The sequence below is a fragment of the Naasia lichenicola genome, assembly GCF_004801885.1.
In the GTDB taxonomy this organism is placed as follows: Bacteria; Actinomycetota; Actinomycetes; order Actinomycetales; family Microbacteriaceae; genus Naasia; species Naasia lichenicola.
The window spans coordinates 288,027-313,710 of record NZ_SSSM01000001.1; the positions used below are offsets into that span (position 1 = coordinate 288,027).

At 70.6% G+C, this 25,684-nt stretch carries 23 protein-coding genes and 1 pseudogene; 23 read left to right on the forward strand and 1 reads right to left on the reverse strand.

Features of this window, described 5'->3' with window-relative positions; genetic code table 11:
- The 7 genes from aroC to E6C64_RS01415 all read left to right on the forward strand — a co-directional run bounded on the left by aroC (window position 1) and on the right by E6C64_RS01415 (window position 5,694).
- Window positions 1-1,203 (forward strand): chorismate synthase, encoded by a 1,203-nt coding sequence (aroC, locus tag E6C64_RS01385; RefSeq protein ID WP_136425824.1) that lies wholly within the window; start codon window positions 1-3, stop codon window positions 1,201-1,203.
- The gene (locus tag E6C64_RS01390) at window positions 1,196-1,855 is read left to right on the forward strand and encodes a shikimate kinase (RefSeq protein WP_136425825.1); all 660 of its coding nucleotides are present in this window, start codon (window positions 1,196-1,198) and stop codon (window positions 1,853-1,855) included. Before aroC ends, E6C64_RS01390 begins: the two co-directional genes overlap by 8 nt.
- A complete protein-coding gene (gene aroB, locus E6C64_RS01395) occupies window positions 1,848-2,945 on the forward strand; it encodes a 3-dehydroquinate synthase (protein WP_136425826.1) in 1,098 nt (365 codons plus the stop codon). Before E6C64_RS01390 ends, aroB begins: the two co-directional genes overlap by 8 nt.
- A gap of 122 nt (window positions 2,946-3,067) precedes the next feature.
- Window positions 3,068-3,508: a type II 3-dehydroquinate dehydratase gene (gene aroQ / locus E6C64_RS01400; RefSeq protein ID WP_136425827.1), complete on the forward strand. Its 441-nt coding sequence runs from the start codon at window positions 3,068-3,070 to the stop codon at window positions 3,506-3,508.
- Window positions 3,509-3,568: 60 nt separating this feature from the next.
- Window positions 3,569-4,132 carry an elongation factor P gene (gene efp, locus E6C64_RS01405; RefSeq protein WP_136425828.1) on the forward strand — a complete coding sequence of 188 codons (564 nt, stop codon included), beginning with the start codon at window positions 3,569-3,571 and terminating at the stop codon, window positions 4,130-4,132.
- Window position 4,133: 1 nt separating this feature from the next.
- Window positions 4,134-4,556: a transcription antitermination factor NusB gene (gene nusB, locus E6C64_RS01410; RefSeq protein ID WP_136425829.1), complete on the forward strand. Its 423-nt coding sequence runs from the start codon at window positions 4,134-4,136 to the stop codon at window positions 4,554-4,556.
- Window positions 4,557-4,806: 250 nt separating this feature from the next.
- On the forward strand, window positions 4,807-5,694 hold the full coding sequence (locus tag E6C64_RS01415) for an endonuclease domain-containing protein (RefSeq protein WP_158437697.1): 888 nt from the start codon (window positions 4,807-4,809) through the stop codon (window positions 5,692-5,694).
- A gap of 13 nt (window positions 5,695-5,707) precedes the next feature.
- Here the strand turns inward: E6C64_RS01415 and E6C64_RS01420 are convergent, their stop codons facing one another.
- Window positions 5,708-6,985, reverse strand: coding sequence for a glycosyltransferase (locus E6C64_RS01420; protein ID WP_136425831.1), 1,278 nt, complete (start codon window positions 6,983-6,985; stop codon window positions 5,708-5,710).
- A gap of 249 nt (window positions 6,986-7,234) precedes the next feature.
- Here E6C64_RS01420 and pyrR point away from each other — a divergent pair, with 249 nt between their 5' ends.
- The 16 genes and pseudogenes from pyrR to rpe all read left to right on the forward strand — a co-directional run bounded on the left by pyrR (window position 7,235) and on the right by rpe (window position 25,573).
- Window positions 7,235-7,882, forward strand: a complete 648-nt coding sequence (gene pyrR / locus E6C64_RS01425; protein ID WP_136425832.1) for a bifunctional pyr operon transcriptional regulator/uracil phosphoribosyltransferase PyrR — start codon at window positions 7,235-7,237, stop codon at window positions 7,880-7,882.
- The gene (locus E6C64_RS01430) at window positions 7,879-8,826 is read left to right on the forward strand and encodes an aspartate carbamoyltransferase catalytic subunit (protein ID WP_136425833.1); all 948 of its coding nucleotides are present in this window, start codon (window positions 7,879-7,881) and stop codon (window positions 8,824-8,826) included. Before pyrR ends, E6C64_RS01430 begins: the two co-directional genes overlap by 4 nt.
- Window positions 8,823-10,190 carry a dihydroorotase gene (locus E6C64_RS01435; RefSeq protein ID WP_136425834.1) on the forward strand — a complete coding sequence of 456 codons (1,368 nt, stop codon included), beginning with the start codon at window positions 8,823-8,825 and terminating at the stop codon, window positions 10,188-10,190. The genes E6C64_RS01430 and E6C64_RS01435 overlap by 4 nt, the downstream gene beginning before the upstream one ends.
- Window positions 10,183-10,734: a PH-like domain-containing protein gene (locus E6C64_RS01440; protein WP_136425835.1), complete on the forward strand. Its 552-nt coding sequence runs from the start codon at window positions 10,183-10,185 to the stop codon at window positions 10,732-10,734. The genes E6C64_RS01435 and E6C64_RS01440 overlap by 8 nt, the downstream gene beginning before the upstream one ends.
- The gene (gene carA, locus E6C64_RS01445) at window positions 10,735-11,964 is read left to right on the forward strand and encodes a glutamine-hydrolyzing carbamoyl-phosphate synthase small subunit (protein ID WP_233255401.1); all 1,230 of its coding nucleotides are present in this window, start codon (window positions 10,735-10,737) and stop codon (window positions 11,962-11,964) included.
- Entirely contained in the window at window positions 11,964-15,347 is a 3,384-nt protein-coding gene (gene carB, locus E6C64_RS01450; RefSeq protein ID WP_136425836.1) for a carbamoyl-phosphate synthase large subunit, read from the forward strand. The genes carA and carB overlap by 1 nt, the downstream gene beginning before the upstream one ends.
- The gene (gene pyrF / locus E6C64_RS01455) at window positions 15,344-16,222 is read left to right on the forward strand and encodes an orotidine-5'-phosphate decarboxylase (RefSeq protein WP_136425837.1); all 879 of its coding nucleotides are present in this window, start codon (window positions 15,344-15,346) and stop codon (window positions 16,220-16,222) included. The genes carB and pyrF overlap by 4 nt, the downstream gene beginning before the upstream one ends.
- Window positions 16,219-16,656, forward strand: coding sequence for an integration host factor, actinobacterial type (gene mihF, locus E6C64_RS01460; RefSeq protein ID WP_136425838.1), 438 nt, complete (start codon window positions 16,219-16,221; stop codon window positions 16,654-16,656). The genes pyrF and mihF overlap by 4 nt, the downstream gene beginning before the upstream one ends.
- Window positions 16,657-16,765: 109 nt before the next feature.
- Window positions 16,766-17,323, forward strand: a pseudogene (gene gmk, locus E6C64_RS01465) (guanylate kinase); the annotation flags it as partial.
- Between the two features lie 124 nt (window positions 17,324-17,447).
- The gene (gene rpoZ / locus E6C64_RS01470) at window positions 17,448-17,702 is read left to right on the forward strand and encodes a DNA-directed RNA polymerase subunit omega (protein ID WP_136425839.1); all 255 of its coding nucleotides are present in this window, start codon (window positions 17,448-17,450) and stop codon (window positions 17,700-17,702) included.
- 53 nt (window positions 17,703-17,755) lie between these two features.
- Window positions 17,756-18,940, forward strand: coding sequence for a bifunctional phosphopantothenoylcysteine decarboxylase/phosphopantothenate--cysteine ligase CoaBC (coaBC, locus tag E6C64_RS01475; protein WP_233255402.1), 1,185 nt, complete (start codon window positions 17,756-17,758; stop codon window positions 18,938-18,940).
- Window positions 18,941-19,078: 138 nt separating this feature from the next.
- Window positions 19,079-20,284 carry a methionine adenosyltransferase gene (gene metK / locus E6C64_RS01480; protein ID WP_136425841.1) on the forward strand — a complete coding sequence of 402 codons (1,206 nt, stop codon included), beginning with the start codon at window positions 19,079-19,081 and terminating at the stop codon, window positions 20,282-20,284.
- A gap of 3 nt (window positions 20,285-20,287) precedes the next feature.
- Window positions 20,288-22,243: a primosomal protein N' family DNA-binding protein gene (locus tag E6C64_RS01485; RefSeq protein WP_332908208.1), complete on the forward strand. Its 1,956-nt coding sequence runs from the start codon at window positions 20,288-20,290 to the stop codon at window positions 22,241-22,243.
- 78 nt (window positions 22,244-22,321) lie between these two features.
- On the forward strand, window positions 22,322-23,269 hold the full coding sequence (locus E6C64_RS01490) for a methionyl-tRNA formyltransferase (protein WP_136425842.1): 948 nt from the start codon (window positions 22,322-22,324) through the stop codon (window positions 23,267-23,269).
- A complete protein-coding gene (locus tag E6C64_RS01495) occupies window positions 23,266-24,876 on the forward strand; it encodes an RsmB/NOP family class I SAM-dependent RNA methyltransferase (RefSeq protein ID WP_136425843.1) in 1,611 nt (536 codons plus the stop codon). The genes E6C64_RS01490 and E6C64_RS01495 overlap by 4 nt, the downstream gene beginning before the upstream one ends.
- Window positions 24,877-24,886: 10 nt before the next feature.
- Complete coding sequence (rpe, locus tag E6C64_RS01500) at window positions 24,887-25,573, forward strand: ribulose-phosphate 3-epimerase (RefSeq protein WP_136425844.1); 687 nt, start codon at window positions 24,887-24,889, stop codon at window positions 25,571-25,573.
- The last annotated feature ends 111 nt before the right edge of the window (window positions 25,574-25,684 follow it).

Consider the following 25,684-nt stretch of genomic DNA (forward strand, 5'->3'; position numbering starts at 1 on the left):
ATGCTTCGTTGGCTCACCGCAGGGGAGTCGCACGGTCCTGAACTCGTTGCGATCCTCGAAGGACTCCCCGCCGGGGTCTCCGTCACCCTTCCCGCCATCCGGGAGGACCTCGCCCGCCGCAAGCTCGGCTACGGGCGCGGATCGCGGCAGAAGTTCGAGCAGGACGAGCTGAACATCTCGGGTGGCGTCGTGCACGGCACGAGCATCGGCGGTCCGGTCGCGCTGCGGATCGGCAACACCGAATGGCCCAAGTGGGTCGAGGTGATGAACCCCGAGCCGACCGAGCTGTCCGAGAAGTCCCGTGGACGCGGCGCCCCGCTGACCCGACCGCGCCCCGGGCACGCCGACCTCACGGGCATGCAGAAGTACGACTTCGACGAGGCGCGTCCTGTGCTCGAGCGGGCGAGCGCCCGCGAGACCGCCGCACGAGTCGCGCTCGGCGCGGTGGCTCGGTCGTTCCTCGCCGAGCTCGGCATCGGCCTGATCAGCCACACCGTCTCCATCGGCCCGGTGCGCGTGCCTGAGGGCTCGCCGCTTCCCGGCCTCGGCGACCTCGCCGCGATCGACGACGATCCGCTGCGCTGCTTCGATGCCGCGACATCCGCGCTGATGATCGCCGAAGTCGACGACGCCAAGCGCGAGGGCGACACCCTGGGCGGCATCGTCGAGGTGCTCGCCTACGGACTTCCGCCCGGGCTCGGCTCCTACGTGCACTGGGACCGTCGCCTCGACGCCCAGCTCGCCGCCGCCCTGATGGGCATCCAGGCGATCAAGGGCGTGGAGGTCGGCGACGGCTTCCTCACCAGCACCCGTCGCGGCTCCGCTGCCCACGACGAGCTTGTACCGGGACCTGGCGGGATCGAGCGCCTCACCGACCGCGCCGGCGGCACCGAGGGCGGCATGTCCACGGGAACCGTGCTCCGGGTGAGCGCGGCGATGAAGCCCATCTCGACGGTGCCGCGCGCGCTGCGCACCATCGACGTCGCGACCGGCGACGTGGCGGCCGCCCACCACCAGCGCTCCGACGTCTGCGCCGTGCCCGCGGCCGGTGTCGTCGCCGAAGCAATGGTCGCGCTCGTGCTCGCCAACTCCGTGCTCGAGAAGTTCGGCGGTGACTCCGTCGGCGAGACCCGGCGCAACCTCGACGCCTACCTCGCCAACATCCCCGAGACGCTGCAGACCGCCCCCGCCGTCCATGGCTGACGGCGCCGCCGGAGAGGCTGCCGACCTCGGCGCCTCCGAGCCCCCAGCTGCCGTCGCCGACGCCTCCGGACAGCCGACCGAGCCCGTCGTGGTCCTCATCGGACCGCCCGGTGCGGGCAAGACCAAGGTCGGAAAGCGCGTCGCACGGGCGCTCGGCACGTCGTTCACCGACACGGACAGGGTCGTCGTGGCCGAGCACGGCACGATCGCCGACATCTGGGCGAGCAAGGGCGAGCTGCACTTCCGAGAGCTGGAGCGCGAGGCCGTCCGCATCGCGCTGGCCGGCGCGGGAGTCGTCGCACTGGGCGGGGGAGCGGTGCTCGATCCCCGCACCCAGGCCGACCTGTCCGGCAAGCGCGTGGCGCTGATCATGGTCGATGCCGACGCGGTCGCGGACCGGATCGAGGGCGACAAGCGCCCCCTGCTCACCGGCGGGGGAGTCGCTGCCTGGAGCGCGCTCGTCGATCAGCGGATGCCGCTCTACACCGCGCTCGCCAGCCGCACCTTCGACACCTCTCGCCGAAAGATGGACGCCGTGGCCGAAGAGGTCACCGCCTGGCTGACCGATGGAGACGCCGAGACCGGGTCCTCGAAGGCCCCGGCCGAGAGCGCTCCGGCCGAGGTCGAGGAGAACGAGGCAGAGGATGACTGACACCGAGACGACAACGCGGATCGCCGTCGGCGGTGGCGCGTCCGCTCCCGGCGGCTACGACGTGGTGGTCGGCCGTGGACTCCGCGACGAGATCGCCGCCGCACTCGGACCGGATGTGCGCAAGGTGCTCATCGTGCATCAGCCGACCGTCGGCGCCAAGGCCGATGCCCTGCGTCACGCGCTGCACGACGGTCGCGAGGTCCTGCTGGCGGAGATCCCCGACGGCGACGCCGCCAAGCGGGTCGAGGTCGCCGCCTTCTGCTGGCAGATCATGGGTCAGGCCGACTTCACCCGCTCGGATGCCGTGATCGGCTTCGGCGGCGGAGCTGCCACCGACGTCGCGGGCTTCGTGGCGGCCACCTGGCTGCGCGGGGTGAAGCTGATCCAGCTTCCGACCTCCGTCCTCGGCATGGTGGACGCGTCGGTCGGCGGCAAGACGGGCATCAACACCGCGGAGGGCAAGAACCTGGTCGGCTCGTTCTACGCGCCGGCCGCCGTTATCGCCGATCTCGATCTGCTGGACGGGCTGCCGCGCAACGATCTGCTCGCGGGCTTCGCCGAGGTCGCCAAATGCGGTTTCATCGGGGTGCCCGAGATCCTCGACATCCTCGAAGCGGACGTGGATCGCGCCACCGATCCCAGCACCCCCGAGTTCCGTCGGCTGATCGAGCTCTCGATCGGACTGAAGGCAGAGGTGGTCTCCGAGGACTTCACCGAGCAGGGCCGTCGGGAGATCCTCAACTACGGCCACACCCTGGGCCACGCCATCGAGCACGCGGAGCGCTATCTCTGGCGGCACGGCGCGGCCGTCGCGGTCGGCATGGTCTACGCCGCCGAGCTCGGCCGGCTCGCCGGCCGCCTGTCGGACGAGGCGGTCGATCGGCACCGCGCCATCCTCGGCTCGCTCAGCCTGCCGCTCGAGTATCCGGCCGGCCGGTGGCCGACCCTGCTCGCGACGATGCGCCGCGACAAGAAGGCCCGCGGCGCGATGCTGCGCTTCATCGTCCTTGACGACATCGGCAAGCCCACCGTGCTCCGCGCCCCGGAGGACCAGCTCCTCTTCGCCGCCTACCAGGAGATCGCCTCCTGACCGACGGACCCGCCCCCGCCCCCTTCCATGTGTACGTTCCGGCCCGATGTGCACGTAATTTCGCGCACATCCGCCGCTTTGGTGCACATGGATCGAGCTGATCCGCTGGATAGGGTGATCGCGTGACCAACGTCCTCATCCTCAACGGCCCCAACCTCGGACGCCTCGGCACCCGCGAGCCGGATGTCTACGGCACGCTCACCCTCGACGACATCCAGGCCACGCTCGAATCCGAGGCTCCCGAGGGCACCACGATCGACCTCCGCCAGACCGACGACGAGGCGACACTGATCGGCTGGCTGCATGAAGCGGTCGACACGAAGAGCCCGGTCGTGCTCAACCCCGCCGCCTTCACCCACTACTCGTACGCGCTGCGGGACGCGGTCGCGATCGTCACGACATCCGGACTGCCGCTCGTCGAGGTGCACCTGTCGAACCCGCACGCCCGCGAGGAGTTCCGGCACACGAGCGTCATCTCGGGCGTCGCGACCGGGGTCATCGCCGGTCTCGGTGCCGACTCGTACCGCCTCGCGCTGCAGGCCGTGCTCGCCCGCGTCTCCTGACGGGTACTGAGTACACTGTCGGGGGCGTGTTTCCGGCGCCCGTGAATCGAACGGAATCCCATGGCTTCAACCGCTGACATCCGCAATGGCGTCGTCCTCAACATCGACGGCCAGCTCTGGAACGTGATCGAGTTCCAGCACGTCAAGCCCGGCAAGGGCGGCGCGTTCGTGCGCACCAAGCTGAAGAACGTGGTGACCGGCAAGGTCGTCGACCGCACCTACAACGCGGGCGCGAAGATCGAGACCGAGAACGTGGATCGCCGCGACTTCCAGTACCTGTACCAGGACGGCGCCGACTTCGTCTTCATGGACACCGCCGACTACGAGCAGATCACCGTGCCGGGACCGGTCGTCGGGGAGGCCGCGAACTTCCTGCTCGAGAATCAGGTCGCCACCGTCGCGCTCAACAACGGCAACCCGCTGTACGTCGAGCTGCCCGCCTCGGTCGTGATGGAGATCACCTACACCGAGCCAGGGCTGCAGGGCGACCGCTCGAACGCCGGCACCAAGCCGGCCACGATCGAGACCGGCTACGAGATCCAGGTCCCGCTATTCGTCGGCATCGGCACGAAGGTCAAGGTCGACACCCGCACGGGCGACTACCTCGGCCGGGTCAACGACTGACGTGAGCGCACGCAGCAAGGCCCGCAAGCGGGCACTCGACCTGCTGTTCGCGGCGGATGTCCGCGACGTGCCGGTGATCTCGCTCGTCGACGCGGAGTCCGTCCGCGCGCAGAGCGAGCCCGATCGTGCCGCGAGCTGGCGCTACGCCCGCGACATCATCGAGGGCATCATCGACAACAACGTGCGCATCGACGAGCTGATCTCCGGCAACTCGGCCGCGTGGACCATCGAGCGGATGCCGGCCGTCGACCGCGCGATCCTTCGGATCGGCGCCTGGGAGATCCTCTTCAACGACGAGGTGCCCACCGCGGTCGCCATCGATGAGGCGGTCGAGGCAGCCAAGGAGCTCAGCACCGACGACTCCGCCAAGTTCGTGCACGGAGTCCTCGCCGCGATCGCCCGCACCGCCACCCCCACCGCCTAGGCCGCCTCGGCTGCTCCGCTAATCGGCCGCCGTCGCCGCGCTGGTCCACCTCCGCGGATCAGGTGATTTTTACCGATCAGGTGATTCGTGGGTTTCGGCCATCGTTCAGGTGATTTTCGCCTGAACGGTGTGCGAAAGCCTGAACGGTGAAAGTGAGGGCCGTTCCTCAACAGGCGGACGGCGGCGCGACTTCTTCACAGATGTCGCCGTGCCCCGAATCAGGCTGGTCCGATGCTGCACCATGCTCGCCATGGACAGGAAGCTGGCGGCCGCGATGGCCCGCGTGAATGGCGTCGCGCACATCCAGGATCTCCTCGGGTCGGGCTTCACCCGCTACCAGGTGGCCGCACTGCACCGATCGGGCCAGCTGCTTCGACCGCGGGTGGGGTGGTACGTCACCCCGACCCATGACAGCGCCGTGATCCGGGCGGTCAGAGCCGGTGGCGTGTTGGACTGCGTCTCAGCGGCCGCCAGCTACGGGCTTCCGGTGCCGCGGGACCATCGCGTGCATGTCGGGCTCGCCCCCAACGCCGCCCGACTCCGCGCGACGGACGACGGATACCGCCGAGTGGCGGCTGGCGATGACAACGGCATCGTCCGCCACTGGGGTGCGCCGCAGCCGCGCGGGCAGTTCCGAGTCGGACTGCTCGACGCGCTGAGCACCGCGCTCGGCTGTGTGGATCGGGACTGGGCGGTCGGCATGGTCGATGCGGCGCTCTATGGAGTAGATGCCACCGGACTTCGCCCCATCAGCGGCACCGAGTTCGCGCGGCTGTCCGCTGCGGTCAGCCCGGACAAGCGACGCATCCTCGAGAGGTGCTCCGACAAGGCCGAAAGCGTGCTGGAGTCGGTGCTGCGCGTTCGACTGGAGGATGCCGGCCTGAATCCTGCCGAACAGGTCGTCGTCGGCAGGTCCCGCGTCGACTTCATGATCGACGGCTGGCTGGTCATCGAATGCGATGGCAGGCTGCACGCCGAGAGCGAGCGATTCGCGAGCGATCGGGCTCGGGACGCCCAACTGGCCCAGCGCAACCTGCGCGTGCTCCGATTCACCTACGCCCAGATCGTCGACGACTGGCCCGGGACACTTCGCACCATCCTCGCGGTCCTCGGGGAGGGGCGTCCGGCTCTCCGCTAGCGAGCGATTGCCGTCAGGGAACCGCTCGCCGGGCGGCCGACTCGACCTCGTCGGCGATCGTCGCCGCTCCACCCAGCTGAGCCAGCTCATCGCCGATGGCTCCCGCGGCGACCCGGAAGCTGCCATCCGACCGCATGCGCTGGAACGCCTCGGCCACATTCTTCGCCGTCGGTCGCCCGGTGCGCAGGTCGACCCCGGCGCCGCGGTAGGCGATCCGGGCCGCGATCTCGGGCTTGTCGAGGTCGCCGCCCGCGATGATCAGCGGCACTCCGTGGGCCAGACCCGCCAGAGTGCCACCCCACCCGCCGTTGGTGATCATCACGTCGACGTGGGGGAGCAGCTCCTCGAAGGGCAGGAAGTCCGCAACCCGGACGTTGGGCGGGATGGGGAACGGAAGGGTCGTCAGCTGGCGCTGCCCGGTGGTCACGACGACCAGCACGTTGGTGTCGAGCGCCAGCGCGTCGATGGCCGGTCGGATGAGGTCGGATGCATCCACGTTCTGGGTGCCCTGGGTCACCAGCACGACGAGGCGATCGGGCGTCTCGAGCTCCTGCCACCAACCCGGCCGATCGAACGGCCGACCGAGCGACGAGGTGACCACCCGGCCTATCCATCGGACATGACCGGGCATGTCCGATCTCGGGAAGTCGGTGCCCGGAGAGCCGAGCGCGAGCACGCGCGTCTTCGACAGCAGAGCGGCTCCGAAGCGGTCCTCGGTGGGAGTCAGGCCGACGGCTGTCCGTGCCTCGTTGAGAGCCCTGGTCAACCGTCCATCCATCAACGGCACCACGGAACGCAGCAGCGCATCGCGTGCACGCCCGATCGGCGTGCGTCCGGGCACGATGCCCATGCCGGAAGGCGGCATGTCGCGGCTCGGCATGTTGAGCGGCGTGACGCTCAGCGAGACCCACGGCGCGGGCGTCAGCTCGGCGATCAGCGAAGCGCCGACGCTCAGGCCGTCCGCGAGGAGCACATCCCACGGACGCGCATTCCAGATCGCCTGCAGGTCGGCGACCTGGGCTGGGCCGGTCCGGACGAAGAGATCCTCGACGTTGATCAGCAGCTGCGCGATGCCCTTGCGGCCCTGAAGGCGGGGGAAGGTGGCGGCGAGGTCGTTCTCGTCGAAATCGGGTGCCTCCGTCCACGCAGCGGACATAGCGCCATGGCGCTCGACCGCTTCGCGGAAGGCCGATCCACTGTAGAGCTCGACCTCGTGCCCGCGGGCCACGAGCTCGTCGATGACGGGAAGGAAGGGGGCGATGTGCCCGGCGAAGGGCATCGCGACGATCATCACCCGCACGGTGGCCTCGGCACGGGGCCAGCATGACCCGATCCATCGCCAAAGTCATCGGTTGATTTTCACGGTTCAGGCTTTCGAACGTGGTTCAGGCGAAAATCGCCTGATCCATGCCCGAAATCGCAGAATCGCCTGATCCGTGAAGATCGCCTGAACGGTGAAAGGGACGGTTGGAGGCGGTAGGCTTCTGGGTGCAATCGACATCCTTGAAATCCGTCCTGTGAGGCGGGGAAGGAGGTCAGGATGGCTGCACGAACCGTGCTGCAGCAGGCTGACATCACCCGCGCGCTGACCCGCATCGCTCACGAGATCCTCGAAGCGAACAAGGGGTCCGCCGGCCTCGTGCTCCTCGGGATCCCCACCCGCGGCGTCGAGCTCGCCGAGCGGCTTGCCGCGCTGATCACCGCGTTCGCCGCTTCGTCCGATGAGAGCGTCGACGGCCGTCCGAGCCCCGTCCCATTCGGTGCTCTCGACGTGACGATGTACCGCGACGACCTCGCCCGGCACCCCACCCGCAGCCCGTCGCCCACCCGCATCCCGGCCGGCGGGATCGACGGGAAGACCGTCGTCCTCGTCGACGACGTGCTGTTCTCGGGCCGCACCATCCGGTCCGCGCTCGACGCGATCGCCGATCACGGCCGCCCGGCCGCGGTTCGCCTCGCGGTCCTGGTCGACCGTGGGCACCGTGAGCTGCCCATCCGTCCCGACTACGTCGGCAAGAACCTGCCGTCGGCGACCAGCGAGCGGATCAACGTGCTCCTGACGGGCACGGACGGCATCGACGCGGTCACCATCGAGGACACGAGCAGGGACGCACCCGCGGCGCCGGATCCCGACGAGGCCATCACCGACCCCGCTGACACCCAGTCGACCGAGGAGGCGACCCGATGAAGCACCTGCTCTCCACCCGCGACCTCGATCGGGACACCGCCATCCAGCTGCTCGACATCGCCGAGGACATGGCGGCCACCCAGCAGCGCGAGGTCAAGAAGCTGCCCACCCTGCGCGGCAAGACCGTCGTCAACCTGTTCTTCGAAGACTCCACCCGCACGCGCATCTCGTTCGAGGCGGCCGCCAAGCGGCTCTCCGCCGACGTCATCAACTTCTCGGCCAAGGGCTCGAGCGTCTCCAAGGGCGAGTCCCTGCAGGACACCGCGCAGACCCTGGAGGCCATCGGCGCCGACGTCATCGTGATCCGGCACGGCTCCTCGGGCGCGCCCAAGGTCCTCGCGGAGAGCGGATGGATCGCCGCCAGCGTGCTCAACGCGGGCGACGGCACCCACGAGCACCCCACTCAGGCTCTTCTCGACGCCTTCACCCTGCGTCGTCGGATCCATGGCGACGCGAGTCGCGGGGCCGCCCTCGACGGAATCACGGTGCTGATCGTCGGCGACATCCTGCACTCGCGGGTCGCTCGCTCCAACGTCTGGCTGCTCAGCACCCTCGGCGCCGAGGTGACGCTCGTCGGACCGCCGACGCTCATCCCGCACGGCATCGACGGCTGGCCGGTGACCGTGGCATTCGACCTCGACGCCGCCATCGCCGACACCGATCCGGACGCCGTGATGATGCTCCGGGTGCAGACCGAGCGGATGCACGACGCCTACTTCCCGAGCACGCGCGAATACGCGAGCCTTTGGGGCCTGACCGCCGCCCGGTTCGCGGCACTGCCCGAGCGCGCCGTGGTGATGCATCCCGGCCCGATGAACCGCGGCTTCGAGATCGCCTCGGTCGCGGCCGACTCTGCGCGCTCTACCGTGCGCGAGCAGGTCGCCAACGGCGTGTCCACCCGGATGGCCGCTCTTTACCTCACCGCCACCGGAGGAGCAGCATGAGCCCGACGAGTGCGGGAAACGGCACGACGGCCTACCTGCTGGCGGGCGCGCGCCTCAGCGACGGGCGGACGGTGGACATCCGTCTCGAGAGCGGCGTCGTCACCGCTGTCGGCGATCGCGTCGACGCCGGCGGCGCGACGAGGATCGACGCCGACGGGCTGATCGCGCTGCCCGGCCTCGTCGACCTGCACACCCACCTCCGCGAGCCAGGGGGAGAGGGAGCCGAGACCGTGCTCAGCGGATCGCGGGCGGCAGCCGTCGGCGGCTTCACGGCGGTCAACGCGATGGCGAACACGACTCCCGTCGCCGACACCGCCAGCATCGTCGAGCAGGTCCAGGCCCTCGGCGACGCCGCCGGGTACGTCACCGTCCGGCCCATCGGCGCCGTCACGAAGGGCCTCGCCGGCACCCAGCTCGCCGACATCGGCGGGATGGCCCGCTCCAAGGCGCGGGTGCGGGTGTTCAGCGACGACGGCAGCTGCGTCGCCGACCCGCTGCTGATGCGCAGGGCACTGGAGTACATCCGCACCTTCGACGGCGTGCTCGCCCAGCACGCCCAGGAGCCGCGCCTCACCGAGGGTGCCCAGCTCAACGAGGGACCGATGAGCGCGGAGCTCGGGCTCGCCGGCTGGCCTGCCGTCGCCGAGGAGACGATCATCGCTCGCGACGTGCTGCTCGCCCAGCACACCGGCGCCCGACTGCACGTCTGCCACCTCTCGACCGCGGGCAGCGTGGAAGTCATCCGCTGGGCCAAGGCCCGCGGCATCCGGGTCACCGCCGAGGTGACCCCGCACCACCTGCTGCTCACCGACCGCCTCGCCGCGGGCTATGACGCGCGCTTCAAGGTCAACCCGCCCCTGCGCTCCGATGCGGATGTCGAGGCGGTGCGCGCCGGGCTCGCCGACGGCACCATCGACATCGTCGCGACCGACCACGCCCCGCACGGCCACGATGCCAAGCACTGCGAGTGGAGCGCCGCGGCCAACGGGATGGTGGGCCTCGAGTCCGCGCTGTCCGTGGTGCAGGAGGCGATGGTGGAGACGGGTCTGCTCGTCTGGGCAGACGTCGAGCGCGTGCTGTCGGTGGCTCCCGCGAGGATCGGCGGCGTGGAGGGACACGGTCAGCCGATCGCGGTGGGATCCGCCGCGGAGATCATCCTCATCGACCCGTCGGCTCGGCGCGACTTCGGCATCGCCGATCTCGCCGGCAAGAGCGTCAACTCGCCCTATCTCGGCCGCAGCCTGCCGGGTGCGGTCGTCGCGACGTTCCACCTCGGTGCGCCGACCGTGCTGAACGGACATATCGTCGAACGCGGCCCTCTCGGACGCAGCTCCCTCGAACCGAATGCGACAGCCCATGCCTGAACTCACCCCGGTGCTCATCGTCGTCGCCCTCATCGTGCTCGTCCTGATCGGCATGGCCCTCGGCTGGCGAGCCAGCAAGCGTCGCTCCGTGCAGTATGGCGAGGTCGCTCAGCTGCCCGACGACCCGGGTCAGGATCTGCTGACCGCCGACGTGTTCTACGTCTCGACGACCCTCGAGGCGCAGGCCCTTCAACGCGTCGCCTCCCGCGGTCTCGCCGTGCGCGGACGCGCGACCGTCCAGGTCTTCTGGTCGGGCGTCTCGCTCGCCCTGCCCGGTCAGGACGCCGTCTTCATCCCCACCACCTCGATCACGGGCCTCGGCACCGGCACGGTCACCGTGGATCGGGTCGTGGAGCCCGGCGGGATGATCGTGATCACCTGGATCCTCGGCAGCACCCCCGTCGACACCTACCTCCGCCCCCTCTCGGGCGACGACAAGACGCGCATCCTCGACACGATTCACGCGATCCGACCTGGTTCGGTAGCGTCGTCTCGGTTCGATGAGGACTCGCACGCATCATCGAACGAAGAAAGTGAGCTCTGAGTGGCCCCGTCAGCCCCCGCCGTGTTCGTGCTCGAGGACGGACGGCGATTCCGCGGCCGCGCCTACGGCGCAGTCGGACGCGCATTCGGCGAAGCCGTCTTCACCACCGGGATGACCGGCTATCAGGAGACCATCACGGATCCCTCCTACGCCGGGCAGATCGTCGCCCAGACCGCGCCGCACATCGGCAACACCGGCGTCAACGACGAGGATCCCGAGTCCGCCCGCATCTGGGTCGCCGGCTACGTCGTCCGCGATCCCTCTCGCGTGGTCTCCAACCACCGCGCGAAGCGCAGCCTCGACGACGATCTGACCGCTCAGGGCATCGTCGGCATCTCGGGCATCGACACCCGCGCCCTCACCCGGCACCTGCGCGACCGCGGCGCCATGCGCTCGGCGATCTTCTCGGGTCCGGATGCCGACCTCGACCCCGCCGAGCAGCTGACGCTCGTCACCTCCAGCCCCGAGATGAGCGGACTCAATCTGTCCGCCGAGGTGTCCACCGACACCGCGTACACGGTGGACGCGACCGCCGAGCGGATCGGCTCGGTCGCCATCCTGGACCTCGGCATCAAGGCCGCGACCATCCACGCGCTCGCCGCCCGCGGGTTCGACGTGCACGTCGTGCCCGAATCGATCAGCGCCGATGATCTCTTCGCCCTCGACCCGACCGCCGTCTTCTACTCGAACGGCCCGGGAGACCCTGAGGCGTCCGATCACCACATCGCGCTCCTCCAGCAGGTCCTGAAGCGCGGGATCCCGTTCTTCGGCATCTGCTTCGGCAACCAGCTGCTCGGCCGCGCCCTCGGCTTCGGCACCTACAAGCTGCCCTTCGGTCACCGGGGGATCAATCAGCCGGTGCTCGACCGCCGCACCGGACGGGTGGAGATCACCGCGCACAACCACGGCTTCGCGGTCGACGCCCCGCTCGACGGTCCCGTCGAGTCGCCCGCCGGCTTCGGACGGGTCGAGGTCAGCCACGTCGGACTCAACGACCAGGTCGTCGAAGGCCTCGCCTGCCTCGACATCCCCGCCTTCTCGGTCCAGTACCACCCCGAGGCCGCAGCGGGGCCGCACGACTCCGCGTACCTGTTCGACCGCTTCCGGGCGATGGTGATCGCGAGCGGCGAGAGCGCAGAGGCGGCCATCGAGGTCGAATCCAGCCCTGACGTGCTGCCGACGGACCGCTCGCCCCGAGACGGCGCCCGCCTCGCCGGAGAGGACGTCTGATGCCCAAGCGCGACGACATCAACAGCGTCCTCGTCATCGGATCGGGCCCGATCGTGATCGGCCAGGCCTGCGAGTTCGACTACTCGGGCACCCAGGCCTGCCGCGTGCTCCGCGAGGAGGGCGTGCGCGTCATCCTCGTGAACTCCAACCCGGCCACGATCATGACCGACCCCGACTTCGCCGACGCGACCTACATCGAGCCCATCACCTGGCAGGTCATCGAGACCATCATCGCCAAGGAGAAGCCCGACGCGATCCTGCCGACCCTCGGCGGCCAGACCGCGCTCAACGCCGCGATCGACCTGCACACCCACGGCATCCTCGAGAAGTACGACGTCGAGCTGATCGGGGCCAACTTCGAGGCGATCAACAAGGGCGAGGATCGGCAGATCTTCAAGCAGCTGGTCCTCGACGCAGGTGGCGACGTGGCGCGCAGCCACATCGCGCACACCATCGACGAGGCGCTCGCCGCTGCCGACGACCTCGGATACCCGCTCGTCATCCGGCCCTCCTTCACGATGGGCGGCCTCGGATCCGGCTTCGCCTACACCCGCCAGGACCTGCTGCGGATGGTCGGCGACGGCCTGCACCAGAGCCCCACCAGCGAGGTGCTGATGGAGGAGTCGATCATCGGGTGGAAGGAGTACGAGCTCGAGCTGATGCGCGACACCTCCGACAACACGGTGGTCGTCTGCTCGATCGAGAACGTCGACCCCGTCGGCGTGCACACGGGCGACTCGATCACCGTCGCCCCGGCCCTCACGCTGACCGACCGCGAGTACCAGAACCTCCGCGACATCGGCATGGACATCATCCGCGCCGTCGGCGTCGACACCGGCGGCTGCAACATCCAGTTCGCCATCGACCCGGCCACCGGGCGGGTGATCGTGATCGAGATGAACCCGCGGGTCAGCCGGTCCAGCGCCCTGGCCAGCAAGGCGACGGGATTCCCGATCGCCAAGATCGCCGCCAAGCTGGCCATCGGCTACCGCCTCGACGAGATCCCGAACGACATCACGGGCGTCACCCCGGCGAGCTTCGAGCCGACCCTCGACTACGTCGTCGTCAAGGTGCCCCGGTTCGCCTTCGAGAAGTTCCCCGCAGCGGACGCACGCCTGACCACCACCATGAAGTCGGTCGGCGAGGCGATGGCCATCGGCCGAAACTTCTCCACCGCCCTGCAGAAGGCCCTCCGCTCGCTCGAGAAGCGCGGCTCGTCCTTCAGCTGGGCCCCGACGAATGCCACCAAGGAGGAGCTCCTCGTCCTCGCCGAGATCCCCACGGATGGACGCATCGGCTCCGTGCAGCGCGCACTGCTCGCCGGTGCCACGGTCGACGAGCTGTTCGAGGTGACGGGCATCGATCCGTGGTTCCTCGACCAGATCGTGCTGATCAACGAGGTCGCGGCCGAGATCCAGGCCGCCGACTCGCTCGACGCCGACCTGCTCCGGCACGCGAAGGACCACGGATTCTCCGACGCCCAGTTGGCCGAGCTGCGCGGGCTCGACGAGCACGAGGTGCGCGCCATCCGCTGGAACGCCGGCGTGCGTCCCGTCTTCAAGACCGTCGACACCTGCGCGGGGGAGTTCCCCGCCCTGACGCCGTACCACTACTCGTCGTACGACGAGGAGACCGAGGTGATCCCGAGCGATCGTCGCAAGGTCGTCATCCTCGGCTCAGGACCGAACCGGATCGGCCAGGGCGTCGAGTTCGACTACTCCTGCGTGCACGCGGCCTTCGCCCTCTCGGACGCGGGCTACGAGACGATCATGATCAACTGCAACCCCGAGACGGTGTCGACCGACTACGACACCTCGGACCGGCTCTACTTCGAGCCGCTGACCCTCGAGGACGTGCTGGAGGTCATCCACGCCGAGTCCGCCAGCGGCGAGCTCGTCGGCGTCGTCGTGCAGCTGGGCGGCCAGACCGCTCTCGGCCTCGCCAAGGGCCTCGAGGCGGCCGGCGTGCCGATCCTCGGCACCACTCCCGCCGCGATCGACCTCGCCGAGGAGCGCGGCCTGTTCTCCGGCATCCTCGACGACGCCGGCCTCGTGGCGCCGAAGAACGGCACGGCCATCGAGCTCACCGGCGCGCTGGACGTCGCCACCTCGATCGGCTACCCGGTCCTCGTCCGACCCTCCTACGTGCTGGGCGGCCGGGGGATGGAGATCATCTACGACTCCGCCTCCCTCGCCGATTACTTCGACCGCATCGAGGGTCAGGGGATCGTCGGCCCGAGCCACCCGCTGCTCGTCGACCGGTTCCTCGACGACGCGATCGAGATCGACATCGACGCGCTCTTCGACGGCGAGCGGCTGTACGTCGGCGGCGTGATGGAGCACATCGAGGAGGCCGGCGTGCATTCCGGCGACTCGAGCTGCACGCTTCCGCCGGTGACCCTCGGGCGCGGCCAGATCGACGCCGTGCGCGACGCGACCCTCGCCATCGCCAAGGGGATCGGCGTGCGGGGGCTGCTCAACGTCCAGTTCGCCATCGGCGCAGGCGTGCTCTACGTGCTTGAGGCCAACCCGCGGGCCTCTCGCACGGTGCCGTTCGTCGCCAAGGCGCTCGGCATCCCGCTCGCCAAGGCGGCCTCGCTGATCATGGTCGGCCGCAGCATCGACTCGCTCGTCGCCGACGGCCTGCTGCCCGAGCAGGACGGCTCGATCGTGCCGTTCGACTCGCCGGTCGCCGTCAAGGAGGCCGTGCTGCCCTTCAAGCGGTTCCGCACGACCGAGGGGCGCGTCGTCGACTCGGTGCTCGGCCCGGAGATGCGCTCGACCGGTGAGGTGATGGGCATCGACCGGGACTTCCCACGAGCCTTCGCCAAGAGCCAGGAGGCCGCATACGGCGGCCTGCCGCCCACCGGGACGGTCTTCGTCTCGGTGGCGGATCGCGACAAGCGGGCGATCATCCTGCCCGTGCTCCGCCTGCAGCAGCTGGGGTTCTCCCTGCTCGCCACCGAGGGCACGGCCGAGGTGCTGCGCCGCAACGGGATCGAAGCCGGCGTCGTCGGCAAGTACTCGACCCGCGGTGACGGTCTACGCGACGGCCGATCCGACGGCGACCTGCCCGACATCGTCGAGCTGATCGAGCAGGACAAGGTCGATGTCGTCATCAACACGCCGTCCGGCCGGTCGGCGAGAGCCGACGGATACGAGATCCGGGCGGCCGCCGTCGCGGCCGACAAGCCGCTCTTCACGACCATCGCGCAGCTCGCCGCAGCGGTTGCATCGATCGAGGCGATCCAGACAGGATTCGAAGTGACGAGCCTTCAGGAATACGCTGATCAGCGCGCCGTAAGTTCTGCGCGAGCCGCAGCGTCCGCTGCAGCCTCCGCAGCCCACTCAGCAGCACGACCCGAGAGGATCCCGGCCGGATGAATCATCCCCGCCCCGAGTCCTTCGGAGCGCGCCTCGGCGCGGCATTCGATGCGCACGGACACCTGTGCGTCGGCATCGATCCGCACGAGTACCTTCTCTCGGACTGGGGTCTCGCTCAGAGCGCCACAGGCGCCCTCGAGTTCGGCCTCCGCGTCGTCGAGGCGTGCGCGGGTCGGGTGGGCATCATCAAGCCGCAGGTCGCCTTCTACGAGCGGTTCGGCTCCCTCGGCTTCCGGGCCCTCGAAGACGTCCTCGCCAGCGCCCGCGATGCGGGACTGCTGGTGATCGCCGACGCCAAGCGCGGCGATCTCGGGTCGACCTTCGAGGCGTACGCCGCCGCATGGTTCGGCGCCGACTCGCCGCTCGAGGCGGACGCGCTGACGGTGGCGCCCTACATGGGCTTCGGCTCGCTCGCCGCGCCGCTGGCGCAGGCGAAATCTCGCGGCAAGGGCATCTTCGTGCTCGCCGCGACCTCCAATCCCGAGGCGGGTGAGCTGCAGACCGCCACGGTCTCCCGCGGCTCGCAGGCCGGAAGCTCGGTGGCGGGCAGCATCGCCGCCGCTGTCGCCGCGTACAACGCGGAGCACTACGAGGCTGAGCGCCTCGGCTCGATCGGCGTCGTCATCGGCGCCACCGTCGACGTCGACGAGCTCGGCATCAGCGTGGAAGGGCTCGCGGCGTCGCCCGCGGCGCCCGTCCTCGCACCAGGTTTCGGCTTTCAGGGTGCGGAGGCCGGAGACGTCCGCCGCATCCTGGGGGCCAGCGCCGATCACGCCATCGTGACGGCGTCCCGCAGTATCTTGTCCGCTGGCCCCGGGGGGTTGGGCACAGCGATCGACAAGCAGGTTCGGCAGGTGTCGGAGGCATACGAGTGAAACCCCCCGAAGTCGACAGGATCGCAGGCAGTCGCGCCGCGGTCGCTGCCCGTCGAGCACGGGCGGAGGTGAAGCGTCAGGTCGCATCGGGTGACCGCACGGCGAGCGAGGTGCTCGACGCGGCGACCGCCGAGAATCCCGCGGAGGCGACTCTGCGCGTCAGCGAGCTGATCGCGAGCATCCCGTGGCTCGGCCCGACCCGCACCGCGCGGATCATGACCGATCTCGGCATCGCCCAGTCCAAGCGCGTCGGCGGTCTCGGCGTGCACCAGAAGGAGCGCCTGCGCGCCTTCCTGGTAGAGCGTCAGCAGCTGGTCGACCGGCACCGCGCAGGGGAGCGCGCGACGGTCAACGCGGGCGGCGGTGGCGACCACGACGGCTCCGACGGCAGCGGTCGCAGTGCTGATGGGGATCAGCCGGCCAGTGGCGAATAGCACCACTGATCAGGCATTCGGCGGACCGGACTCGAGCAGTCGGGGCGTGCGTCACCCGGGCTCCAGCGGCCAGGGCGACCCTCGGCCGCCCGAGTCGAGCGGGCAGGTTCGTGGAGCACTCGTCGTCCTCGCCGGACCCACGGCGGTCGGCAAGGGCACGGTCGCCGCGCACATCCGCGCGCACCACCCCGAGGTGCTGCTCTCCGTGAGCGCGACCACCCGCAAGCCCCGTCCCGGCGAGGTCGAGGCCGTCAACTACTACTTCGTCGACGACGCGGAGTTCGATCGGATGATCGAGCACTCGGAGTTCCTCGAGTGGGCGACGGTGCACAACGCCTCGCGATACGGCACCCCGAAGGCGCCGATCATCGCAGCGCTGGAGCGCGGACGCAGCGTGCTGCTGGAGATCGACATCCAGGGCGCACGGCAGGTCCGACAGGCGTTCCCCGAGGCGCGACTGGTCTTCCTGCTGCCGCCCACCTGGGACGAGCTGGTGCGCCGACTCGTCGGCCGCGGCACGGAGGACGCCGAGGAGCGGGAGCGTCGACTCGCCACCGCACGGGTCGAACTGGCCGCTCAGGACGAGTTCGACTATCGCGTCGTCAACTCCGACGTGGAGACAGCGGCCCAAGAGGTCGTACACTTGATGCCTGCTGCGCACAGCTGAACGCTGTGCACGCCCGGATCTGCCCGCAGAGCACGGGCAGCCCTGATGTCCCAATGAGTATCGGGCCATTCGGCATCCCGCAGCAGACGAACTTCGGCCCATACCGGCCGGCGAGAGGACGAACATGACCAGCACGCGACTCAAGGGCATCATCGACCCGCCCATCGACGACCTCCTCGGCAAGGTCGACTCCAAGTACGCGCTCGTGCTCTTCGCCTCGAAGCGCGCGCGCCAGATCAACGACTACTACGCCGATCTGCACGAGGGAAGCCTCTTCGACAACGTCGGACCGCTGGTCGACTCGTCGATCGACGACAAGCCGCTGACCGTGGCACTGCACGAGATCAACGAGAACAAGCTCGAGATGCGGGCGCTCTGACCGAGACCGCACTCCGCGAAGGCGTCGCCCCATCGGGGCGGCGCCTTCGCGTCGTGGTCGGCATCACCGGCGGCATCGCCGCCTACAAGGCGGTCGGCGTCGTCCGGCTGCTCGTGCTCGCCGGTCACGACGTCCAGGTCGTCGCGACCGAGGCCGCCCTGCGCTTCGTGGGACGGCCCACCCTCGAGGCGCTCAGCCGCAACCCGGTGCACACCGAGCTCTACGAGGGCGTCGCCGAGGTCCGGCATGTGGCGATCGGCCAGTCCGCCGATCTGATCGTGATCGCCCCCGCGACCGCGAACACCCTCGCCAAGCTCGCGAGCGGGCTCGCCGACGACCTCCTCGGCAACACCGTGCTCGCCAGCCGCGCACCCCTGGTGGTCGCACCCGCGATGCACACGGAGATGTGGCAGAACCCGGCGACCGTGGCCAACGTCGCGACCCTGCGCGCCCGCGGCGTGCGCATCGTCGGCCCGGCCAGCGGCCAGCTGACCGGCAAGGACGCGGGCCCCGGACGGATGTCCGAGCCCGACGACATCGTCGCGGCCGCACTCGCCGCCCTGAGGCCTCAGGACCTGGCCGGACGGCGCATCGCCATCACCGCGGGGGGCACCCGCGAGCCGCTCGACCCGGTGCGCTTCCTCGGCAACAGATCCAGCGGCAAGCAGGGCGTCGCCCTCGCCGCCGCCGCACGCGACCGCGGTGCGCACGTCACGCTCATCGCCGCCCATCTCGAGGTGCCCGTGCCCGCCGGAGTCGCTCTGGTCGAGGTGCAGACCGCCCAGGAGCTGGCCGTCGCGGTGGCGGACGCCGCACAGGTCGCCGACGCCGTCGTGATGGCCGCCGCCGTGGCCGACTACCGGCCCGAGACGGTCGCCGACGACAAGATCAAGAAGGACGCGACCGGCGATGTCCTCGAGCTGCGCCTGGTCAAGAATCCGGACATCCTCGCGAGCCTGACGAACGGCACCCTCACCCCGAAGCGGCTGCCGGGTCAGGTGGTGATCGGCTTCGCCGCCGAGACCGAGACGGACGATGCAGCGCTGCTGGCGATCGCGAGCGCGAAGGCGGTCCGCAAGGGCGTGGACTTCCTGGTGGTCAATCGGGTCGGCTGGACCGAGGTCTTCGCTGCCGATGACACCCGTGTGACGCTGCTCGATCGGGCCGGTTCTATAGTGGGGGACGCCGTGGGCGACAAGATGTCGGTGGCGCATCGGATACTCGATCTGCTCGTCTGATCCGGCCCTCGCAGGGCCGATCGTCGGACAGCTCGCGGTGCCGCGCGAAGCCATCATCGAGTCGGGCGCTTCCGTCCGTCTCAGCCGCCGCCCGATCGACCTGCCGCGTCCATGACGCTGCGAACCTCTGGAGCCCCCATGGCCGCACTGCGCCTCTTCACGTCGGAATCCGTCACCGAGGGCCACCCCGACAAGATCTGCGACCAGATCTCCGACTCGATCCTCGACGCCCTCATCGAGCAGGATCCGAACAGCCGGGTGGCCGTTGAGACCCTCGTCACCACGGGTCTCGTGCACGTGGCGGGTGAGGTCACCACCGCCGGCTACGCCGACATCCCCGGGATCGTGCGCAAGAAGATCAAGGAGATCGGATACGACTCCTCCGAGAAGAGCTTCGACGCCGAGAGCTGCGGTGTCTCCGTCTCCATCGGCTCGCAGTCGCCCGACATCGCCGGGGGAGTCGACCGCGCCCTCGAGGCCCGCGAGGCCGATGAGGCAGGGGAGGGCATCGACCTGCTGAGCACCCAGGGCGCCGGTGACCAGGGCATCATGTTCGGCTTCGCCACCACCGAGACCGCCGTGCTGCTGCCGCTGCCGATCTGGCTGGCCCACCGGCTCGCCGAGCGGCTCGCCGCCGTCCGCCGCGACGGAGTTCTCGCCTACCTGCGACCCGACGGCAAGACCCAGGTCACGGTCGGCTACGACGGCCTCGTCCCGGTCTCCGTCGAGACGGTGGTGCTCTCCACCCAGCACGCGCCGTGGGTCAGCAACGCGCAGATCGCCGCCGAGGTCGAAGCCCACGTCATCCGCCCGGTCCTCGACCTCGTCGAGCTCGACACCTCGCACGTGCAACTCCTGATCAACCCGACCGGCCGCTTCGAGATCGGCGGGCCCAAGGGCGACGCAGGGCTCACCGGACGCAAGATCATCGTCGACACATACGGCGGCGCGGCCCGTCACGGCGGCGGCGCGTTCAGTGGCAAGGACCCGTCCAAGGTCGACCGCTCGGCCGCCTACGCCATGCGGTGGGTGGCCAAGAACGCGGTCGCCGCCGGGCTCGCCGATCGGCTGGAGATCCAGGTCGCCTATGCGATCGGCCGTGCCGCACCCGTCGGCCTGTACGTCGAGAGCTTCGGCACCGGCCGCGTCTCCGACGAGGCGATCATCGGCGCCATCCGCGAGGTCTTCGACCTGCGTCCCGCCGCGATCATCCGCGATCTCGATCTGCGTCGGCCCATCTATGCGCAGACCGCGGCATACGGGCACTTCGGTCGCGAGCTGCCTGACTTCACCTGGGAGCGCCTCGATCGCACCGACGACCTCCGAAGCGCCGTCGGTCTCTGAGCGGTGACCGGTCCGGCTGAGCCCGAGACACCCGGGCACTCTTCGACGCGACTCGAGCTGGAGGTCGATCTCGACTTCGGTCCGGGTGTCGACGGCGCGGCCGACGGCGCCCTCGACACCGCCCTCGACCCGGCCACCGACGCTTCGTCGGACGGGGATCGGCCGCACAGCGTCGCGCGGGTGCTGATCGACTCGCCGCTTCCGCAGCTCGACCACCTGTTCGACTACCGGGTGCCCGACGGGCTGATCGGGCAGGTGCAGGCCGGCATGCGGGTGCGCGTGCCGCTGCGGGTGGCGCGGCGCATCGCCGACGGCTTCGTGGTCGAGACCGCGGCCACCACCGAGGTCCCGGGCGGCCTCAGCGAGCTCGAGGCCCTCGTGTCGGCGCAGCCCGTGCTCACCGCCGAGGTGTTCGCCCTGGCTCGGGCGGTCGCCGATCGCTCCGCCGGCAACGCCAGCGATGTGCTGCGCCTGGCCATCCCCAAGCGCTACGTGCGCGAGGAGAAGGCATGGCTGGCGCGCGAGACCGTCCCCGACTTCACCCGTCCCGACAGTCCCGAGCTGACAGGGTACGGCGATGACGCGGCCATCCAGCCGGGCAGCCGGATCGCGCTGTCCGCGCTCACCGGACTCGTCGAGATCGGCGGGGAGTGGATCGGCGAATGGGCGATCACCCTCGCGCAGCTCGCCGTGCGCGAGCTCGCCGCCGGCAGGAGCGCCATCCTCGCCGCCCCTGACTACCGCGACATCGACCAGATCATGATCGCGCTCGCGCACACCGCCCGGCCCGAGGATGTGATCCGGCTCGACGCCCGCCAACCGCCGGCGCTGCGCTACCGCGGATTCCTCGGAGCTCTCGACCCCCGGCCGAGGATCCTGGTCGGCAACCGATCGATCGTCTACGCACCGGCGCACCACCTCGGACTGATCGCGCTCTGGAACGACGGCGACAGCCTCTACGGAGAGCAGCTCGCCCCCTACGCGCATGCCCGGGACGTCGCTCTCCTGCGCCAGGAGCAGAGCGGGGCCGCCCTCGTGCTGCTCGATCACGCGCGGTCCATCGCCGCCGAGCGGCTCGTCGAGCTCGGCTGGCTCCGGGCCGTGGCACCCACCCGACCACGCACGCCGAACATGGTGCTCACTCCCGAAGACCCCGGCAGCCCGCGCATCCCGCGCGGCGCCTGGCGGGCGGCCACGGAGGCGATCACTCACGGTCCCGTGCTCGTCCAGGTCGCCCGGCCGGGCAATGCCGCCCTCGACGCCCTGCGCAGCAAGGGCGACCCGATCGCACCCGACGCGGGTCGGACCGCGCACGACCTCGGGCGCGCCTTTCCCGGCGTGAAGGTGCTGATCTCCGACGGCGAGCGTCCTCGCGACCGAGTGCCCCGCGATCCCGCGCTCGTCATCGCCACCCGCGGGGCCGAGCCCATCGCCGACGGCGGATACGCGGCCGTCCTGCTGCTCGACGGCGAGCGGATGATGATGCGGGAGAGCGCCCGAGTCGCAGAGGACTGCCTGCGCTGGTGGTCGGCCGCCGCCACCCTCGCGGCCCCCGGGGCCCCGGTGCACCTGGTCGGCGTGACGGGGCCGATCGCGGTGGCCATGGCGACCTGGCGGCAGGCCGAGTTCGTCGCCCGCGAGCTCGCCGACCGTCGACAGCTGCGCTTCCCGCCCTCCGTGCGCATCGCCACCGTCACAGGTCCGCTCGCGCTCGTCGAGCGCGCGACCGCAGATGCCGAGTCGGCAGGAGCCTCGGTGCTCAACACCCTCCCCGCCGAGGACGGCACCGTGCGCAGCATCCTGCGCTTCGACTACGGCCACGGCCACGCCGTCGCCGGCACCCTGAAGGCCGCGGTGATCGCGGCCGCGAGCAGGTCTCGCCCGCGCGCCCGCGACGGAGGCGATCGCCGACCTCCTCCTACACTCAGAGTTCGGATGGATGACCCCGATGCGCTCTGAGGCAGCGCGCACATGGCCCAGTTCCGGGTTGATGGGCGCTCACCCGTCGACCGGACGATGCAGCAGGGGAGGAGAGCGGTGCGCCTGATCTTCGCCGGCACCCCCTCCGCTGCGGTTCCCAGCCTCGACCTGCTCGCGCGCGGCACGCACGAGGTCGCAGCGGTCCTCACCCGACCGGACGCCGAGGTCGGCCGCAAGCGGGTGCTCACCCCGTCCGATGTCGCACGCCGAGCCCTCGAGCTCGAGCTGCCCGTGCTCCGCCCGCATCGCCTTGACCGGGATGCGGTGTCCGAGCTCACCGCACTCGAGGCGGACCTCGGGGTCATCGTCGCCTACGGAGCCCTGCTGCGCGCACCCGCGCTCGCCGCACCCCGACTCGGCTGGATCAACCTGCACTTCTCGCTGCTGCCGCGCTGGCGCGGAGCGGCACCCGTTCAGCGCGCGGTGATGGCGGGTGACGAGCGCACCGGCGCCAGCGTCTTCCAGCTCGAGGAGGGCCTCGACACCGGCCCCGTCTACGCCAGCGTGGAGTGCCCGATCGGCCGCAACGAGAGCGCGGGCCATCTGCTCGGCGTTCTGGCCGACACGGGGGCGGAGCTCCTGGCCTCGGTGGTGGACCGGATCGCCGCCGGGCGGGCCGTCGGCGTTCCCCAGACCGGAGAGCCGACGCTCGCGCCCAAACTCAGCCTGGCCGATGCGGCCATCGACTGGCGTCGTCCCGCCGCGGAGGTCCTGGCGCGGATCCTGGGCACGACCCCCGAGCCCGGCGCGTTCCTCCTGCTCGACGGCGGCGCCCGCCTGAAGGTGCTCGAGGCGATCCTCGCCCGCGATGTCACGCTGCCCTCCGGCACCATCACAGCGAGCGACGGCCGGATCCTGCTCGGCGTCGGCGACGCTCCCGGACGTGACCGGGTGGCGATCGAGCTGCTCCAGGTGCATCCGGCCGGCAAGCGGCCGATGCCCGCCGCGGACTGGTGGCGCGGTCGCTCGGAATCCGAGCTGACCGTGGAGCTCTGGGAGCCGTGAGCCCGAGAAGCGGCGCTCCCCGAAGCGGTGGTCCCCGGCACGGTGGGCCACGGCGGAGCGGGCCCCAGAGCGGCGCCGGTCGGAGCGGCGGCCCCCGGGAGGGCGCGGCGGCCGGCGACGGCCCGGGAGCTCACGAGTCGTCCGAGTCGGCAGTCCAGCCCGCCCGTCGGGTCGCGCTGGATGTCATCCGTGCCGTCAACGCCGACGATGCCTACGCCAACCTCCTGCTGCCGGCCCGGGTCCGCCGGGCGGGCCTCAACACCGCCGACGCCGCCCTGGCGACCGAGCTGACCTACGGCACACTGCGCCGATCGGGCTACTACGACCGGATCATCGAGATGGTGGCCGGCCGCCCTGTCGCCAAGATCGACGCTCCCGTGCGCGATGTGCTGCGCCTCGCCGCGCACCAGCTGCTGTCGATGCGGGTCGCGCCGCACGCCGCGGTGCACGAGGCCGTGCAGCAGGTCCGATCCCTCGGCAAGAGCTCGGCGAGCGGCTTCGTGAACGGCGTGCTCCGCACCATCACCCGCACCGACCGCGAGGAGTGGCTGCACCGCGTCCAGGGCGAGGCCGCCTCCGAGGACGACCGGCTGGCCGTGCTGCACTCCCACCCGGTCTGGATCATCGGGGCGCTGCGCGACGCCCTCGCCGCGCAAGGCCGCGAGTCGGAGCTCACCTACCTGCTCGACGCCGACAACTCCCCGCCCCGCGTCGGGCTCGTCGCCCTTCCCGGACTCGCCGATCGCAGGACCGTCTCCGCGCGGCTGCCGAACACCGAGTTCTCGCCGATCGGACTCGCCCTCGCCGCGGGCGATCCGCTCGACATCGCCGAGGTCCGCGCCGGAACCGTGCGCGTTCAGGACGAGGGCTCGCAGCTCGCGGCGCTGGCGCTCAGCCGTGCCCGGCCCGTCGCGGCGGGGGAGCGCTGGCTCGATCTCTGCGCGGGGCCGGGCGGCAAGACCGCCGTGCTCGCAGCCGAGGCGGCAGTGCACGGTGCGGTGGTGCTCGCCAACGAGGTGGCGCCCGCCCGCGCCCAGCTGGTCCGCAATGCGATCGCCGCCGTTCCCGGAGAGACGCGGGTGCTCGAGCTCGACGGGCGGGTGGTCGGCCCGCAGAACGTCGGCGCGTTCGACCGCGTGCTGATCGACGCGCCGTGCACCGGGCTCGGTGCGCTGCGCCGCCGCCCGGAGTCCCGCTGGCGCAAGTCGCCCGACGACGTCGTCGAGCTGACCCGACTGCAGTCCGAGCTGCTCGAGTCCGGGCTGACCGCGCTCCGCCCCGGCGGCGTGCTGGCCTACGTCACCTGCTCGCCGCACCTCGCCGAGACACGGGACATCGTCGCGGGCGCGCTCGCCGCGCATCCCGAGCTGCGACAGCTCGACACCGGCCGTGTCCTGGCCGAGATCACCGACGGGGCTCTGCCCGCCGCCGCCGTCGGCCTCGCGGCACAGCTCTGGCCGCACCGACACGGGACCGACGCGATGTTCATCGCGCTCCTGACCACGGCGGCGCACGGCGACCCGTCGATCGAGACGACGATGGACACGGTGGACGACGAGGCGCGAGGGGCGGACCGACCCGATCGCTCCTCCGACGTCACGCCCTAGGCTTTCGATCGTGCGCCCTCGCATCCACCCGAGCATCCTGTCGGCCGACTTCGTCAACCTCGAGCACGAGGTGGGGCGCATCGGCAATGCCGACGCCGTGCACGTCGACGTCATGGACAACCACTTCGTGCCGAACCTCACCTTCGGCCAGCCCATGGTCGAGCGCCTGCTCGAGGTCACCGCGCTCCCGCTCGACGTGCACCTGATGATCGACGATCCGGATCGCTGGGCACCCGGCTTCGCGTCCGCCGGAGCCGCCTCGGTGACCTTCCATGTCGAGGGCTCCGCGGATCCGATCCGGCTCGCCCGCGCCATCCGCGCGAAAGGCGCCTTCGTCGGTCTGGCGCTCAAGCCCGGCACGCCCGTGGAGCCGTGGCTGGCGAGCATCGCCGAGTTCGACATGTTCCTGGTCATGACCGTCGAGCCCGGCTTCGGCGGTCAGTCCTTCATGAGCGAGACCATGCCCAAGCTGCGGAGCCTCGCCGATGCGGTCGAGGCCGCCGGCAGCGACCTGCTGCTCCAGGTCGACGGCGGGATCACAACTGCGACCATCGGCATCGCGGCAGCCAGCGGGGCGAACACTTTCGTCGCCGGGTCGGCGGTCTTCGGCTCCGACGATCCGAACGCCGCGATCGAGGCGCTGCGGGTCGCCGCGGCGCCGGGGCCCGAGGCCGGGGCGGAGCCCGAGGACGGCTGAGCCCGGTTGGCCGGTCGCACGGGCCTCCATGCGGGCGCGCGGCGCCCTGCCCGACCACGGGACAGATTCGTCGGTCGAGTAGGCCGCCCGCGGCCGTATCGAGGCCCTCGA